This is a genomic window from Sphingomonas sp. MMS24-J13, assembly GCF_044905095.1.
Classification (GTDB): domain Bacteria; phylum Pseudomonadota; class Alphaproteobacteria; order Sphingomonadales; family Sphingomonadaceae; genus Sphingomonas_I.
In genome coordinates, this window is the sequence record NZ_CP173258.1 from 3,453,774 (window position 1) to 3,470,635 (window position 16,862).

General features: G+C 64.5%; 12 protein-coding genes. 9 read left to right on the forward strand and 3 right to left on the reverse strand.

Annotation, left to right across the window (positions count from 1 at the left end):
* The first annotated feature begins 15 nt into the window (after positions 1-15).
* The 8 genes from AB4Z44_RS15870 (at position 16) to AB4Z44_RS15905 (ending at position 10,232) form a co-directional block, all read left to right on the forward strand.
* Positions 16-1,347 carry a dihydroorotase gene (locus tag AB4Z44_RS15870; protein WP_404710659.1) on the forward strand — a complete coding sequence of 444 codons (1,332 nt, stop codon included), beginning with the start codon at positions 16-18 and terminating at the stop codon, positions 1,345-1,347.
* A gap of 80 nt (positions 1,348-1,427) precedes the next feature.
* Positions 1,428-2,414, forward strand: a complete 987-nt coding sequence (locus tag AB4Z44_RS15875; protein ID WP_404714251.1) for an NAD(P)H-dependent flavin oxidoreductase — start codon at positions 1,428-1,430, stop codon at positions 2,412-2,414.
* Between the two features lie 67 nt (positions 2,415-2,481).
* Entirely contained in the window at positions 2,482-4,758 is a 2,277-nt protein-coding gene (gene ptsP / locus AB4Z44_RS15880; protein ID WP_404710660.1) for a phosphoenolpyruvate--protein phosphotransferase, read from the forward strand.
* 96 nt (positions 4,759-4,854) lie between these two features.
* Positions 4,855-5,709, forward strand: a complete 855-nt coding sequence (locus AB4Z44_RS15885; RefSeq protein ID WP_404710661.1) for a helix-turn-helix domain-containing protein — start codon at positions 4,855-4,857, stop codon at positions 5,707-5,709.
* 115 nt (positions 5,710-5,824) lie between these two features.
* Positions 5,825-6,841, forward strand: a complete 1,017-nt coding sequence (locus AB4Z44_RS15890) for a YbgF trimerization domain-containing protein (protein ID WP_404710662.1) — start codon at positions 5,825-5,827, stop codon at positions 6,839-6,841.
* A gap of 19 nt (positions 6,842-6,860) precedes the next feature.
* Complete coding sequence (tilS, locus tag AB4Z44_RS15895) at positions 6,861-7,814, forward strand: tRNA lysidine(34) synthetase TilS (RefSeq protein WP_404710663.1); 954 nt, start codon at positions 6,861-6,863, stop codon at positions 7,812-7,814.
* Positions 7,815-7,886: 72 nt separating this feature from the next.
* Positions 7,887-9,833 carry an ATP-dependent zinc metalloprotease FtsH gene (ftsH, locus tag AB4Z44_RS15900; RefSeq protein ID WP_404710664.1) on the forward strand — a complete coding sequence of 649 codons (1,947 nt, stop codon included), beginning with the start codon at positions 7,887-7,889 and terminating at the stop codon, positions 9,831-9,833.
* Between the two features lie 66 nt (positions 9,834-9,899).
* Positions 9,900-10,232, forward strand: a complete 333-nt coding sequence (locus AB4Z44_RS15905) for a (2Fe-2S) ferredoxin domain-containing protein (protein ID WP_404710665.1) — start codon at positions 9,900-9,902, stop codon at positions 10,230-10,232.
* 339 nt (positions 10,233-10,571) lie between these two features.
* Here AB4Z44_RS15905 and AB4Z44_RS15910 read toward each other — a convergent pair whose 3' ends face one another.
* The 3 genes from AB4Z44_RS15910 to AB4Z44_RS15920 all read right to left on the reverse strand — a co-directional run bounded on the left by AB4Z44_RS15910 (position 10,572) and on the right by AB4Z44_RS15920 (position 15,145).
* Positions 10,572-13,838: a TonB-dependent receptor domain-containing protein gene (locus tag AB4Z44_RS15910; RefSeq protein WP_404710666.1), complete on the reverse strand. Its 3,267-nt coding sequence runs from the start codon at positions 13,836-13,838 to the stop codon at positions 10,572-10,574.
* Between the two features lie 748 nt (positions 13,839-14,586).
* A complete protein-coding gene (locus tag AB4Z44_RS15915; RefSeq protein ID WP_404710667.1) occupies positions 14,587-14,799 on the reverse strand; it encodes a hypothetical protein in 213 nt (70 codons plus the stop codon).
* Between the two features lie 154 nt (positions 14,800-14,953).
* Positions 14,954-15,145, reverse strand: coding sequence for a hypothetical protein (locus tag AB4Z44_RS15920; protein ID WP_404710668.1), 192 nt, complete (start codon positions 15,143-15,145; stop codon positions 14,954-14,956).
* Positions 15,146-15,407: 262 nt separating this feature from the next.
* On the opposite strand from AB4Z44_RS15920, the gene AB4Z44_RS15925 reads away from it, so the two are divergent.
* Positions 15,408-16,844 carry a MarR family transcriptional regulator gene (locus tag AB4Z44_RS15925; RefSeq protein ID WP_404710669.1) on the forward strand — a complete coding sequence of 479 codons (1,437 nt, stop codon included), beginning with the start codon at positions 15,408-15,410 and terminating at the stop codon, positions 16,842-16,844.
* The last annotated feature ends 18 nt before the right edge of the window (positions 16,845-16,862 follow it).

A 16,862-nucleotide genomic window follows, 5' to 3' on the forward strand; every position in this document is an offset into this window, starting at 1 on the left:
GCGACGGAGTTGCTGATGCCGACCTATGACCTTCTCCTCACCAACGGCACCGTCTGGACTCCAGGCGGTCCTGCCGAGACCTCGGTCGGGGTGCGCGACGGCAAGATCGTCGCGATCGGTGAACCAGGCGATGCGGGCGAGACGATCGACTGCACCGGGCTTACCGTGCTGCCCGGCGTGATCGACAGCCAGGTCCATTTCCGGGAGCCGGGACTGGAGGCGAAGGAGGATCTGGAAAGCGGCAGCCGCGCCGCCGTGCTGGGCGGCGTCGTCGCCGTGTTCGAAATGCCGAACACCAAGCCCAACACCGACACTGCCGAAGCTCTGGCCAACAAGCTCGCCCGCGCGAAGAATCGGATGTGGTGCGACCACGCTTTCTATGTCGGCGCAACATCGGCCAATGCCGATAAACTGGTCGATCTCGAGCGGCTGCCGGGTGCCGCGGGCGTCAAGATCTTCATGGGCGCCTCGACCGGCGACCTGCTCGTGTCCGAGGATAGCGAGTTGGCGAGGGTGCTGGCCTCGGGCCGCCGCAGGGTCGCGATCCATGCCGAAGACGAGCCGCGCATGCAGGCAAGGCTGGACGAGCGCGTGACCGGCGATCCCGCGTCGCACCCGGTGTGGCGCGACGACGAAAGCGCGATGCTGGCGACCAAGCGGATCATTGCGCTCGCCCGCGCGGCGCGGCGGCCGATCCATATCCTCCATATCACGACCCCGGCCGAACTCGCCTACATCGCGCAGAACAAGGATATCGCGACCTGCGAGGTGACCCCGCAGCATCTGACGCTTGCGGGCGAGGACGCCTATCCCCGGCTCGGCACCTATGCGCAGATGAACCCACCGATCCGATCGGGCGCGCATCGCGCCGGGCTGTGGCACTGGCTCAACCAGGGCGTGCCCGACGTGCTCGGCTCGGATCACGCGCCGCATACGAAGGACGAGAAAGCGAAGACCTATCCCGATAGCCCGAGCGGGATGCCGGGGGTGCAGACGTTGCTGCCGTTGATGCTCGATCATGTCGCCAAAGGGCGCCTCAGCCTGCAGCGGTTGATCGAACTGACCTCGGCCGGCCCGCAACGCGTCTTCGGGCTCACCGCCAAGGGCCGGATCGCTGCCGGGTATGACGCCGACTTCACCCTGGTCGATCTCAAGGCGCAATGGACGATCGAGGAAAGCTGGCTCGCCTCTCGCTGCGGCTGGTCGCCCTTCACTGGCATGGAGATTACAGGCCGCCCGGTCGGCACGATCGTCCGCGGCAATATCGTGATGCGCGACGGCCAGCTCGCCAATCAGGCGATCGGCCGGCCGGTGCGGTATGATTCGGCGGCGTGGCCAACCGATTGAGTCCGCATTGCCCGGCACGGCAGATCGGCTAAGGCGTCTCCATGAGCGACAATCATAATCATGGCCGCACCGATCGCCTGATGGCGCGCGGGGCGGAATTCCTGGGCACGCGCTACGCGATCATGGCGGGCGCCATGTCATGGGTGAGCGAGCGACACCTCGTTTCCGCCATCTCCAATGCCGGCGGCTTCGGTGTCATTGCCTGCGGGGCAATGACACCCGCTTTGCTCGACGCCGAGATTGCGGCGACCAAGGCGATGACCGACAAGCCGTTCGGCGTGAACCTCATCACGATGCACCCCGATCTCGGCGACCTGATCGAGGTTTGCGGGCGCCATCAGGTCGGCCATGTCGTGCTGGCGGGCGGACTGCCGCCGGGCGGCGCGATCGAGAAGATCAAGGCTCAAGGCGCCAAGCTGCTCTGCTTCGCACCCGCGCTCGCGCTCGCGAAGAAGCTGATTCGCTCGGGCGTCGATGCGCTGGTGATCGAGGGGATGGAGGCGGGCGGCCACATCGGCCCGGTCTCGACCAGCGTGCTGGCGCAGGAAATGCTGCCGACCATCGCCGAACAGGTTCCGGTATTCGTTGCGGGCGGCATCGGCCGCGGCGAGGCGATCGCCGGCTACCTCGAGATGGGGGCGGCCGGCGTCCAGCTCGGCACGCGCTTCGTCTGTTCGACCGAGTGCATCGCGCATCCCAACTTCAAGAAGGCGTTCATCCGCGCATCGGCGCGCGACGCGATCGCCAGCGTACAGATCGATCCGCGCCTGCCCGTCATTCCGGTGCGCGCACTGAGGAATGCCGAGAGCGATCTGTTCGCCGCCAAGCAGCGCGAAGTGGCGCAGGCGCTCGACGAGGGCCGGGTCGAGATGCTTGAGGCGCAGCTCCAGATCGAACGTTACTGGGCAGGCGCGCTGCGCCGGGCGGTCATCGACGGCGACGTCGAACATGGCTCGGTCATGGCCGGCCAATCAGTCGGGATGGTGACGAAGGAAGAGCCGGTGATCGACATCATCGCCACCCTGCTCGACGAGGCCGAAGCCGCGCTGACCCGTCGCGCCGCCTGAGCTCCTCCAAGTCGCGCCATAAAGCTGATGTTGGACCGCCCCACCCCTTTCTGTTAGCCGTCGCGCCATGGCAACTGCCTCCGCCACCACTGCTGCCCGCGAGATCCTGACGCGTCTCCACGACGTGATGGCCTCGCGCGCCAATGCGCAGGGAAAGCTGAACCATGTCGTCCAGATCATCGGCGAGGCACTGCACAGCGAGGTCTGCTCGATCTACCTGCTACGCGACGGCGAACTGGAACTGTTCGCGACGCGCGGCCTGAAGCAGGAGGCGGTCCACGTCACCAAGCTCGCGCTCGGCGAGGGCCTGGTCGGCACGATCGCCGAGGATATCGAGACGCTCAATCTGGCCGAGGCGACCAGCCACCCGGACTTCTCGTACAAGCCCGAGACAGGCGAGGATCTCTACCACAGCTTTGCCGGCGTACCGATCGTGCGCGCCGAACGCGCGGTAGGAGTCCTTTCGGTGCAGCATGAGGCGTCACGGCGCTACGACGAGGTCGAGATCGAGGCGCTGCAGACGGTGGCGATGGTACTGGCCGAGCTCATCGCGAGCGCCGGCCTGATCGACGAGGCCGCCGTCGGCGGACCGAGCACGCGCGATAACAGCGCGGCGCGGCTTTCCGGCCTGCGGCTGGTCGACGGGATGGGGATCGGCCACGCCGTCTTCCACCAGCCACGCGTGGTGGTGGAGCATACGGTCGCGGAGGATACCGAGGCCGAGCGCCACCGCGTCTATTCGGCCTTCGACAAGATGCGCGATCAGATCGATCGCATGATGAGCCAGGCCGAATTCGGCGTGGCCGGCGAGCATCACGACATCCTCGCGACCTACAAGATGTTCGCCTACGATGAGGGCTGGCGCAATCGCATCAATGCCGCGATCGACAGCGGTCTGACCGCCGAGGCCGCGATCGAGCGCGTCCAGCAGCGTACGCGGATGCGGATGCGTGAGATCGACGATCCGTTGCTCGCCGATCGCATGCACGACCTGGAGGATCTCTCCAACCGGCTGCTGCGAATCGTATCCGGCCAACTCGGCACCGCCGCGCAACTCGGGTTGCGCCAGGATTCGATCCTGATCGCGCGCAATCTCGGCCCGGCCGAGCTGCTGGAATATGATCGCCGCCGGTTGAAGGGCGTCATCCTGCAGGAAGGATCGCTCACCAGCCACGTCGTGATCGTCGCGCGCGCCATGGGCGTGCCGGTGTTGGGCCGCGTGCGCGATGCGCGTCGCCAGATCCACGAAGGCGACCTGATCATGCTCGACGCTGGCGAGGGCACGGCATTCGTCCGCCCGGCGCTGCCGATGATCGAGGCGTTCGATGCACGGCTGGAGGTCGGGCAGAAGCGCCGCGCCGAATTCGCCGCGATGCGCGATCTGCCGCCGGTGACCAGGGATGGAACCCGCATCACCCTGATGGTCAATGCGGGGCTGCGCGACGATGTCGGCGCGCTGGACACGACCGGCGCCGATGGAATCGGGCTGTTCCGCACCGAATTCGAATTCCTGATCGCCGCCGAACTGCCCAAGCGCGAGCGGCAGCAGCGAATCTATCGCGACGTGATGGATGCGGCCGGCGATCGGCCCGTGATCTTCCGCACGGTCGATATCGGCGGCGACAAGGCGCTGCCCTACATGCACAGCGACGGCGAGGACGAAGAAAACCCCGCCATGGGCTGGCGCGCGATCCGGCTCGCGCTGGAACGTGATGCATTGATGAAGGCGCAGGCCGAGGCGCTGATCGGCGCCGCCGCCGGCCGGGTGCTGCATGTGATGTTCCCAATGGTGTCCGAGCCGTGGGAATATGACGAGGCGCGTGCCTTATTCGAAAAGCAGCGCGCGGTCGTCGCGCGCAAGGGTAAGCCATTGCCGCTCGGCATCCGTTACGGCGCGATGCTGGAAGTGCCCGCTTTGGCCGAAAGCCTCGACATCCTGTTGCCCAATCTCGACTTTCTGTCGGTCGGAACCAACGATCTGACGCAATTCCTCTTTGCGGCGGATCGCGCGCATCCCAAGCTGGCCGAACGCTATGACTGGCTCTCGCCTGCCATCCTGCGCTTCCTCGCGCGCGTCGCGACCCAGGTGAAAGCCGCGGGCGTGCCGATCGGCGTGTGCGGCGAGATGGGCGGCCGCACGCTCGAGGCGATGGCCTTGATGGGCCTCGGCATCGAGCGGCTGTCGATCACGCCTGCCGCGATCGGGCCGGTCAAGGCGATGGTTCGATCGCTCGATCTGGGCGCGCTGCGTCGGATCATGCCGGGCCTGCTCAAATCGCCGCCGGCCAACATGCGCCTCGCACTCCAGCAATGGGCGGCGGAAAATGACGTGCGGATCGTCTGATATGGATCGGGATTTGACTATTCGCGCCGACTATGCGCGAGCTAACCCATATCAAGTCGTGCAGCTTGGCGTCGTGCAGCTTGCCTGGGGGATTAAGTGAGCGACGAAGTCGGCAACGGGAATGACCCGTTCGGCCCGCGCGTGGGCGAACGGTTGAGAGCAGAGCGTGAGCAACAGCAGATCACGCTGGAGCAGGTGGCCGAGCGGACGCGCATTCCATCGCGCCATCTGAACGCGATCGAAGCCGGCAATTATGCCAGCCTGCCTGCGCCCACCTACAGCGCCGGCTTCGTCAAGACCTATGCCAGGATGCTGGGGCTCGACGGACAGAAATTGTCCGAGGAATTCCGCGCCGAGATGGGCTTGGCCAGCGTGCCGCAATATCAGCCTGCGCCTTACGAACCGGCCGATCCGCGCCGCACGCCGCCCGCCGGGCTGGCCTTGCTGGCGCTGTTGATCGCACTCGTTGTCGGGCTGGGGTACCTTTACTGGCGCGGATCGTCCGATCAGCCGGCCGAACTCGCCGCCAGGGGGCCGGTGACGCCCGTCGCCGCACCCACCACCCCCGCTGCCCCCGCACCCGTCGTGACCCCGGCACAACCCGCACCCGCGCAAGGCGGCCCGACCGTGATCGGTTCAACGCAGGATGTGTGGATCAAGGTTTCGGACGGCGGCAAGACATTGTTCATGGGCACGCTCAAGACGGGCGATCATTATACCGTGCCCGTCGACGCGGTCGCGCCCCTGCTCACCACCGGTCGCCCCGGGGCGACGACGATCATGGTCGGCGCAACCCCGATCCCGCCGGTCGGCGATCCGGATCGCCTTGCCAAGAATGTATCGCTTAAGACGGCCGACCTGCTCGCGCGGGTGGCGACACCCGCGCCCGCCGTCCAGCCGCCCGTCGGCGCACCGACGCCGGTCGAGAACAGCGCCGCCGGCCCGGAATAGAGTTTGCCCCCGATCAAAACGACTCGGGGGGATTCACACGGGGGTCATCGGCGCTATGCTTGGCCTAATCAACGCGCGTCGCCCACGACGCGCCAGCGTCCGGATGGAGCCCGCCTTGACCCGCCTGCGTCTTACGATCGCCCTTCTCCTCGCAACCGCCGCCGCGCCGGTGCTGGCCGAGCCCAAGCCTTCGATCGACCAGCGCGTCGACAAGGTCGAAAAGGAATTGCGCGCCGTCCAGCGCAAGGTGTTCCCCGGCGGTAGCCCGGCCTTCTTCGAGCCCGAGATCGCGCCGACCACCAGCCAGGCCCCGCCGCCGAGCGCGGTCAATAACGGCCAGCTCAACGATCTGACCGCACGGGTCGACGCGCTCGAAAAGACCGTCACGCAACTGACCGGCCAGATCGAGCAGGACGAGCATCGCATGACCCTGCTATCGCAACAATCCGCCAAGGATCGCGCCGATTTCGACGCGCGGCTGAAGATGCTCGAGGCAGGCGCCGCACCAGCGCCCACCATGCCGGTCAACGATGCCGATCTGTCGCCGACCGCCGTCCGCCCGCCGGCCGCCGCGCCCTCCAGGCCTGCCCATCCCGGCAGCCCCTTCACGACGCAGCCGAGCACACCGCTCGGCAAGCCGACACCATCGGCCAAGGCCGACAAGACCAAGGCCGACGCCGGCAAATCGCCCTCGCGGGGCGATGACGAACAGCCGCCCGTTGCGTCCGGCTCAGGCAGCGATGCCGCCGGCGAGGACGCCTACATGGCCGCCTATCGCCTGTGGGATGCCAAGAAATATCCCGAGGCACGCACCGCGTTGAAGGCTTTCCTCGCCAAATATCCCAAGCATCGCCGCGCAAGCTATGCGCAGAACCTGATCGGCCGCTCCTATCTGGACGAGGGCAGCCCGGGCAATGCTGCGGAGGCCTTTGCCGCCAACTACCAGACCAACCCACGCGGCGAGCGTGCACAGGAAAGCCTTTATTATCTCGGCCAGTCGCTGATGAAGCTGAACAAGCCGAACGACGCCTGCCGGGTCTATACCGAAATCGACGACGCTTATGGCGACAAGGTGCAGGATAATCTGAAGCCGCGCATCGCCGCCGCGCGGAAGGAAGCGAAGTGCAAATGAGCCGACGGCCGCGCCGTTCGTGCTAGGGGGACGCCAGCTCGTCCGTTTTCGCGCGGCGCTCGACTTGCTTGCGCCGGCCGGCCGGATCGCCCTTGCCGTGTCGGGGGGGCCAGACAGCCTGGCGCTGCTGCTGCTCGCGCATGCCGCGCGGCCCGCAATGATCGTCGCGGCGACAGTCGATCACCGGCTGCGGCTCGAATCGCGCGAGGAAGCCCGCATGGTGGCCCACTTGTGCGAGAAGTTGCGGATCCGCCATGCGATTCTCGACGTCGACGTCGCCGACGATCCCGCCGGATTGCAGGCCGCCGCCCGCATGGCGCGCTATGCCGCACTCACGCGCTTCGCGCAGAATGAAGGCGCGATCTTCCTCGCAACCGCGCACCACCTCGACGACCAGGCCGAGACGCTGCTGATGCGACTGGCTCGCGGATCGGGCGTTGCCGGCCTTTCCGGCGTGCGGCGCGCCCGGCCGCTGGACGACGCGCCCGGCATCACCTTGATCCGCCCGCTGCTCGACTGGCGCAAGGCCGAGCTCGAGGAGATCGTTGCCGAGGCGCGGTTGCGGCCGGTGCGCGATCCATCCAACCACAATCCCCGCTTCGATCGCACGCGTGCGCGGGAATGGCTGGCGCAGGGCTGGCCGAAGCCTGAGCAACTCGCCGCCGTCGCCAATCGGCTCGCCGATGCCGAGGAAGCACTGGCCTGGACGACCCGGGCATTGGCAGTCGACCGGCTCCGGATCGACCAGCGGATTGCGACGCTCGACACGTCCGGGCTGCCGCATGAATATCGCCGCCGGCTGGTGCTCGCGGTCTTCGCCGGTCTCGTGCCCGGCGTGATCCCGCGCGGCGAAGCGCTGGATCACCTGATCGGTGCGCTCGACCAGGGCGAGATCGCGACCCTGGGGGGATTGCGTGCGCATCCCGGGCCGCCCTGGCAATTCTCGCTCGAAGGGCCGCGCCGATCAGTCTGATTGGCCCTGTTCCATTGCCATTAACGATCCAGCCCCTACATTCCCGAATCAGAAAGGCTGGGCTGCACCGCAATGAAGGACGACAAGGAGCCGCAAGGCAATCCGTTGATGAAGAACCTGGCGATCTGGTTGGGCATATTGCTCGCCATCGTCCTGTTCATCTCGCTGTTCGAAGGCGGCAGCACCAAGTCTGCGGGCGAGAGCGTCGCATATTCGGATTTCCTCCAGGCGGTCGATGCGGGATCGGTCAAGGAGGCGGATATCGGCCCCGGCATGATCGTCGGCAAATACGCCAATGGTGGCGCTTTCAAGACCTATGCGCCGCCGAACGACACCACGCTGATCCCTCGCCTCACCGCCAAGAACGTGACCTTCCGCGCGCGGCCTGAGGAGCAGGCGAGCCTGTGGCAATATATCCTGGTCCAGGCGATGCCGTTCCTGATCATCGTCGGCATCGGCTATCTGGTGATGCGCCAGATGCAGAAGAATGCCGGTTCGGGCGCGATGGGCTTCGGCAAGAGCCGCGCCAAGATGCTGACCGAGAAGCAAGGCCGCGTCACGTTCGACGACGTCGCCGGCATCGACGAAGCGCGCGAGGAATTGCAGGAGATCGTCGATTTCCTGAAGGACCCGTCCAAATTCGCCCGCCTCGGCGGCAAGATCCCAAAGGGCGCGTTGCTGGTCGGCTCGCCCGGCACCGGCAAGACTTTGCTCGCCCGCGCGATCGCGGGTGAGGCGAAGGTGCCGTTCTTCACGATTTCGGGTTCGGACTTCGTCGAGATGTTCGTCGGCGTCGGCGCGAGCCGCGTGCGCGACATGTTCGAGCAGGCCAAGAAATCCGCGCCCTGCATCGTCTTCATCGACGAAATCGACGCGGTCGGCCGCCATCGCGGCGCAGGCCTCGGCAATGGCAATGACGAGCGCGAGCAGACGCTCAACCAGCTGCTGGTCGAGATGGACGGCTTCGAGGCGAACGAAGGCATCATCATTATCGCCGCCACCAACCGCCCCGACGTGCTCGATCCCGCCTTGCTGCGTCCGGGCCGTTTCGATCGCCAGGTGGTTGTCCCGCGCCCCGACATCGAGGGCCGCGAGAAAATTCTGGCCGTCCATATGAAGAAGCTTCCGCTCGCGCCGGACGTCGATCCGCGCACGATCGCCCGCGGCACGCCGGGTTTCTCGGGCGCCGATCTCGCCAACCTCGCCAACGAGGCCGCTCTGCTGGCTGCACGCAAGGGCAAGCGCCTGATCGCGATGCGCGAGTTCGAGGAGGCCAAGGACAAGGTGATGATGGGCGCCGAACGCAAGTCCATGGTCATGACCGAGGACGAGAAGCGCGCGACCGCCTATCACGAGGCCGGCCATGCGCTCGTATCGCTGCATGTTCCCGGCTGCGATCCGCTCCACAAGGTGACGATCATCCCGCGCGGTCGTGCCTTGGGCGTGACGTGGAACCTGCCCGAGCGTGATCGTTACTCGATGACGATGAAGCAGATGAAGGCGCGCCTTGCGCTCTGCTTCGGCGGGCGCATTGCCGAGCAGCTCATCTATGGTCCGGAGGAATTGAACACCGGCGCGTCCAACGACATCCAGCAGGCGACCAACATGGCTCGCTCGATGGTGATGGAATATGGGATGAGCGAGAAGCTCGGCTGGCTGCGCTACCGCGACAATCAGGACGAGGTGTTCCTCGGCCATTCGGTCTCGCGCAACCAGCATATGAGCGAGGATACCGCCCGCCTGATCGACAGCGAGGTTCGCCGTCTGGTCGAAGAGGGTGAAGGCCGCGCACGCCAGGTCCTGTCCGACAATCTCGACGAATTGCATCGGCTGGCGACCGCTCTGCTCGAATTCGAGACGCTGAACGGCGAAGAAGCCAAGAAGGCGATCAAGGGCGAGGATATCGGCCGCGAGGATCCCAAGGATCGGCAGCCGCGCTCGCTCGCGCTCGGCGGATCCTCAATCCCCAAGAGCCGCCGCCCCGGCGGCTGGGGCGAGCCGACACCCGCCGGCGCCTGACACTGCATATGGCCCCGCCGATTACGGCGGGGCCATTTTCTTTCCGATTCCCGAGAGACCGCGATCGTGGCCAAGCAAATGGTCAAGGCCGATTGGCAGGCTGCCATCATCGTCTGCGCCAAATGCACCCGCCGGATCGGCGGCGGCTTCGGGGAAAAGGAGCGCACCTCGCTGATCAAGGCGCTGCGCAAGCTCGGCAATCGCAAGAAAGGCCGCAAGGCGAATTTGGGGCTGGTCGAGACCGGGTGCCTGAAGATCTGTCCGAAGAATGCCGTCGTCGCCATCAACGGCGCCCGCCCTCGAGACTGGATCATCATCCCGCGGGGCACCAGCACATCCGATGCCGCCGCTATGCTCGGCCTGTCGCCGCAAGAAGCGAAGGCGGAGCACCAGGCGTAGCTCCGTTCGACCGCTGACCCGCCTGAGGTGCGCAAAGGGGCCCCCCGGGGCTCGGAGCATGAACCTTCCGAACGATGGGCCGGTATCGACACGGTTCCACGACCGCGCCCACTTCGGCCATGTCGGTCACGGATTCCCTCATCAGGCCGATGCGCCCGAGGCAACGGAAATGAGTGTCGGCCCTGATGAGCGCGGCACCGGCGGCCAATAGCTACGACCGATGCGGTGACCGCCGGGCTTAATCAGCGATTCCCTTACCACGGCTGAACCCCGCAAAGCCCATTCGACAAAAAAAGGCGGCCCATCGGGGCCGCCCTTCAGGTTGGTCTTGAGGTTAGATTAGAACTTCGCGTTCACACCGAAGTAGAAGCGGCGGCCGATCGCGTCGTAATTGGCCGTATTGATGCCGGCGCCAGTGCCACCAGGCAAGGCGGGGGCGACAGCAACCGTATTGAAGTTGCCCGACACGGGTGCCTTGTCGAACAGATTGTCCACACCCGCCCGGACCGTGAAGGTCGAGGTCAGAGCATAGCTGCCGCTGAGCTGGAACACGTCGTAGGCCTTGTAGCCGGTGTTCGTCGTGCCCGAAGCGATGCTCGGCAGATGCTGCCATTGCAGGCCGATACGTGCACCCTCGAGCGAGTAGCTGAGCGTGGTGAACAGCTTCCAGCGATACTGGCCGTTCGCGCTCAGGCCCGAATCAGGTGCCGCGAACGTGCCCGCATATTCCTTGAACGGAGTCTGCGAAGCCGTCGGAACGCCCGAATAGAAAGGCGAGGACTTGAACGTGAACAGATAGTTCATCACCGTGTTGAAGCCGAGATTGCCGGGCAAGCCGACTGTCTCCTTCAGCGGGATGTTCCAATCGACCTGCGCGTCGAGGCCCTTGGTCTTGAACGCGCCTGTGTTGGTGTAGGCCAATTGGACGGCGCCGATGCCGCCGCCGGTACCACGCTGGAAGTTGTTACAGTAGAAGGTGTTCGGATCGAACGTCGGGTTGAACGCCTTGTCGAGGCAGAGCTGCTGGAGCGTCTGTCCGGACTGGAGCCCGATCGCGTTCTTTACCGAGATGCTATAGAAATCGAGCGACAGACGGAGACGCCGCGCAAGCGGTGTATCGAATGGCGACGAGATCACTGCACCGACCGTGAAGGTGCGCGCATCTTCCGGCTTCAGGTTCGGATTGCCGACGAAGTAGGGGAAGGCGAAGCCGGGCGCGGTGGACGTGCTGGTCGAACCAGCGGACGGGGCCTGATAGAGCGGATCGCTCGGCGCCAAGCCGTTACCGTAGAAGGTCACCGAGTTCGCGGGCTGACCCGGAATGTTGGTCTTGTCCATCAGCAGCTTGCAGAGCGCCTTCACGGCATTGCCGTTCGCATTTGCCGGATTGGCCGAATAGCTGAACGGGTTACCGGTCGAGCAGGCGTCACCGCCGGTCAGAAGACCGAAATTCTGGGTGAACGAATAGAGTTCGCCCAGGTTCGGTGCGCGCTGCGCCTTGTTGTAGGTCGCACGGAAGCGAAGGAAATCGGTCGCTTCCCAGCTGCCTTCCACCTTCCAGGTGGTGGAACCGCCTGTAATGTTGGAATCCGCGTAACGGATACCGGCATCGAGCTCGAGCAGCTTGATGAAGGGCAGGTCCCTCAGCAGCGGGATCGAGATTTCGCCATAGGCTTCCTTGCTCGACGTCTTCGCGCGGATATTGTTCGCAGGATAGATGCCGAGCGCCTGATCCTGGAACGATTCGCCCGACGTCTTCAGCGTGTCTTCGAGGAAGGTGTACTGGTTGCGGCGATAGGTCGCACCGGCCGAAGCGCGCAGATCACCCGCCCACAGGGTGATCAGCTTGCCCTGGACGTTGGCTTCCCAGATCGTCTGGTGCATCGTCGCCTGTTCCTTCAGGTCGGCGTTGATGGCAGCGATACAGTCGGCTGACGGCGTGGCGCCGGTGAACGGATTGAGGCCGGTGGTGCAGGTGGCCGAGCTGGCCCCGAAGCCGCCGCCGGTCGCATTGCCCTTGGTGCTGAAACCGGCGCCGAAATTCGGTGCTGACATCACCGCACGCAGGCGTTCGAGCGAAGCCACGCCCGTCGTCAGCGCGTTGGTGACCGATTCACCTTGCGAACCCGTGATATCCCAGGTCCAGTCGGTGCCCGGGATTTTCCCGTTCAGGCCGGCGACCATGTTGTAGGTATAGACGTCGCTATACACGCGACGGTTGCCGAGACCCGGAACATAGCCGGTGACCGACCAGGGATCCGCCGCAGCGGAAACGACAGTAGGCAACTTGGTGACGGGGTCCGTAACGGTTTTGGTACGTAAGTTGAGCAGAGTCACGAGGTTCGCAGGCAGGTAGCTGGGATCGTTGGCGTACCGCGGAATGACGACATTCCAGCCGCCGACGATCGGGCCGGGCTGCTGAACCGTGTCGGTGTGGGATTTGTTGAAGATGCCCTGCGCGAAAACGCTGATCCAGTCGTTAACTTCGTAGGTACCGCGCGTGTAAAAGTTGAAGCGCCTCAGCGGCAGGTTGACATAATCGTCGGGGAAATTCTGCCAAAGGCCGCCATATTCGTCCTTTTTCGTGATATAACCATCGATCAGGTTGGACGGGAAGTTGGAAACGCCCGAGTTGTTCGCAACCGAGCCGCCGCCGAACGTGAATGGCGTGTTGCCCAGGAAGTAGAGGGTGCCGGTGGCGGACACATTGGTTCCCGCCGGACGATTCGGGAACATGTTGTTCAGCGCAGCTTGATAGGCCGGGTTGGCGCCGGTCTGCGAAATGCCCGAATAGATCGGGAAGAAGTAGTTGCCCTGGATCGTCGGGTCGTTCCACTGCTTCTTGAACCAGGGACGGTCGATGCGCAGCGACTTGCCGCGATTGTTGGTCTCCAGCGCCATGCTGATATTGCCGCGGCCTTCGGCAAAATCGGTGCCCATGATGCCGCTGACTTTATATTCCTTGGCATCGCCGCGCTGCGAGATGCCGTACTGACCGTCGAGTTGGAGGCCCTTGACGTTCTTCTTCAGGATGAAGTTGACGACGCCGCCGACAGCATCGGCACCGTAGGTCGAGGACGCACCGCCGGAGATGATTTCGACGCGCTCGATCGCAGCCGAGGGGATGGTGTTGATATCGACCGCCATGCTGGCGTTGGCCGGCGTCGCGCGACGGCCGTCGATCAGGACGAGGTTGCGGTTCGAACCGATACCACGCAGCGAGACCGTCGCCGAACCCGGCGTGTTGGTCGGGGTCGCCTGAATGTCGCCGCCCAGCGTCGGCGTCTTTTCCGGCGTGAACTCGGGCAGCTTGTTGAGATTGGTTTCAACCGCCGACGTACCGGAATTCTGGAACAGATCCTGGTTGACCGTCGTGATCGGGCTGTTCGAGGTGAAGTCCGGCCGCGCGATACGCGATCCGGTAACGACGATTTCGTCGGCCTTGGGCGCGGGTGCTGCGGCATCGCCTCCGACAGGAGCCGGTGCAGCTTCCTGCGCAAGCGCAGCGGACGCGAACACGAACGCGCTCAGCCCCGCCGTACCGGCGAGCAGCGCCAATCGGATCTTGCGGGCAACTGCAACGTTGTCCCCTTTACGTAATTCCATTGAGATCTCCTCTCTGAGTTTATGCAGATGACTGTCCAGTCGACGTTAATTGTCGATCTTGCGCGTAGAATCCTGCGCCGAAGCGCATAGTTTTAAGCTATTGGCGAAGCCCCCTTCCCCAAGATGCACAAGACATTCACGCGCTCGTCCAAGCGCGAGCGATCAACATCTTTACATGGCTGATATACCCATGAAGCGCACGGATCGAAGGGCCCCGTTGACTACAACGAGACACATGCGGTGCTGATTAATCTTCAGGGGTTACGCACGGTATCGTGCAACACTCATTCCTGGCTCCTCCCGTTTTGACGGTGCTTCCGAATGCCCCTCGGAAGCCCGCTTTTGTTAGCTTCCTATGCTTGTTGATTGACTATGTCTAGTCGATCGCCGGCATGAAAAATGAGGTGGACTGGTACAAGTCATTGTTTTTACGCTAAAATAATTGTGGATGTTCCAAATCTGCAAAAATCGAGGCTGCGTGTTGCTCTTTTGACACGCTCTGGCGGGACCGAATCAATCAAGCCCGCGCCCATCTGGATCGCGATGCCGCCCGAACGGCACGCTTATACGTAAGTAAATTACCCGATTTTTGATCGATGGCTTCGCCGAACGACCGCGATGATCGCTGCCGGAATCGGACAAACGAATTGAGTTTGCGGAGTTTGAAGCACGCTCGCGCCAGGGTCCACAACGCGTCGAAGATGTTGCGCGCGGTATGGACAAGCCGCGCGCAATGCCCGCTCGCCGATTATTCGACGCGGTCGACGCGTACCCCGGCCTGGTGATTGACGTCCATCAGATAACCGCCGAGCGCACCCTTGCGAATGCGGACCTCGTCCCCCGGGCGCGGCGGTGCGAAGGAAGGCACGCTTTCGGTCATCTTCCACGACTGGCCATTATCCAGCGTCACAAGCCAATGACCGATGCCATTATCGGTCGCCGCGGTTGCATGTGCGATCATCTGCGTGACTTCGCGCGTACGCTCGGTCCTGGTCTTGCGGGGCTTCGGGTCCCCGAATGCGGGCTGCCGCGCAAGCGGGGCAACCGCTGGAGGAGGGAGCGGCGCAGCCACCACGCCCGCGGCGGGGGCGGGCTCGAATCCGCGCGGCGGACCGCTACGCGGCCGCGCCGCCCCCCTGCGCCTGGGCGTCGTAGCAGGCGAGCCGCGCCGACTTCTTGTCGATCGTTGCGCATGCAAGGACCGCGTTCAACCGCGCCGAATCGCTGTCCTGCGCCGGAGCCCGTGTCGCCAGCATCCCGCCGCACAGCATGACCGCAGCCGCCAACGTCGATCGCCTTGCCATCATTCCCACTCTCCGCTCCGTCCCTGTTTGTTCAATCCCTGCATCACCGACTCGCAGCCGACGCGCGAGCGTGGTAGCTAACATGTTTATCAAGGCCCAGTGAGGATCGCTGGTTGCGTATGTCCGAAGTCTGCGACCAAATGCAGAAAGGGGATTGAATGGCCGAAGGAGATGCGATCACGCCACTTCCGGCGAGCCCCCTGTCAGCCGCGTCACGCTGATCGCCGCCGCGTTCGACATGCTCGAAGAAAAAGGATTCGAGCGATTGAGCCTGCGCCGGCTCGCGGAACAGCTGGCGATCAATTCGGCGTCGATCCGCCGCCATTTCGTCCGCCGCCGCGATCTGATCGAGGCGATGGCCATGGCGATGCTCAAACATGTCGAGACGCCGCTGCCAGCCAATGCCGGCTGGTGCGATGTGCTGCGCCATCGGGCGGTCATGGTACGGCGCGCGATGCTATCGCACCGGGACGGTTCGCTTGTAATGGCGCGCGGCGCGCCGCAATCATGGGATGATGCCGGCAGCGCCGCCTTGCTCGCAGCCGGTTTTACCGAAGCGCAGGCCGAAAGCGCGCTTGAACTGATCGACCGCTTCGTTTTGGGCTGGGTGTTGAGCGAGCAGGTCCGCGGACCAGTGCCATGCGATGCCGATGCGCGCTTCGTGGCCCGTATCGACACGATCCTTGCGGCCGTCGCCCCGAAAGAGGCAGCAGCACTGCTGACCAGGCCGGCCCAACCGCACTTTCTTACCTTGCGGCTATGGAAGGTTCTGCACGCCGCGCGCGAGAGCGCCGACATCGCTTATTCGCGCACGATCAAGCTGATCGAACTCGATCGGCAAATCCTGCTCTTGCTCGAATCGCACGGCGATCTCGTCCCGGCGGAGGTTTCCGCCTCGATGGGCGTCGACAAGGCCCAGGTCAGCCGATCGGTCAAACGCCTGGAGGAGTTGGGGATGATCCGCCGCGACGGCGTGCGCAGTCCGCTCGCACTCACGCCGGCCGGCCACAACCTGACCGAACGGATGATGCGGTTGGCGGAACTCCGCAATCGCGAGCTGACCTTCGGGATCAACGACGAACAGCTGGTCGGCTTCTTCGCAGTGCTCGAGCATCTGATGGCGCGCGCCGTGCTGCTGCTCGATCAGGAGCGCAAGCTGATGGCCGCCAACCGGCCCGAAGTCTCGCTCGGCTATGACGATCTCGAAGACGAAGACGTTTCCAATGGCAACATGGTGGTTGAGCGCGCGCGCATCCTGCCGCCGATGATAACCTTGTCTTCTTATGCGATGCGCAGCGCGGCGCTTGCCTTCAAGCGGTTGACCGGGCTTTCGAATTTCGAATCCTGGGTATTGAACGAGATTGCGCGCGATCCGCCGATGGAATGGAACCGGCTGGTCCAGACGGTCAACCGCGACCAGAGCCAGGCCGGCCGCACCGTCAAGCGCCTGATGGAAATGGGCCTCGTCGAGCGCAACGGGCCGCCGGAACGCCGCCACGGCACCTTCCTGCCGACCGCCGAGGGAGCCCGGCTGCACTCGCTGCTCGAACATGCCGGCCGCCAGCGTAGCGAATTTCTGGTGCAAAACCTGTCCGAGGCGCAACTCGATAGCTTCTTCGTCGTGTTCGATATCATCGCCCACAATGCCGAGGCGCAGTTGAACCGCGAGCGGGCGCTGGACGAGGTCGAACGCGCGGCCTGACACCTCGAATGCAGTAGC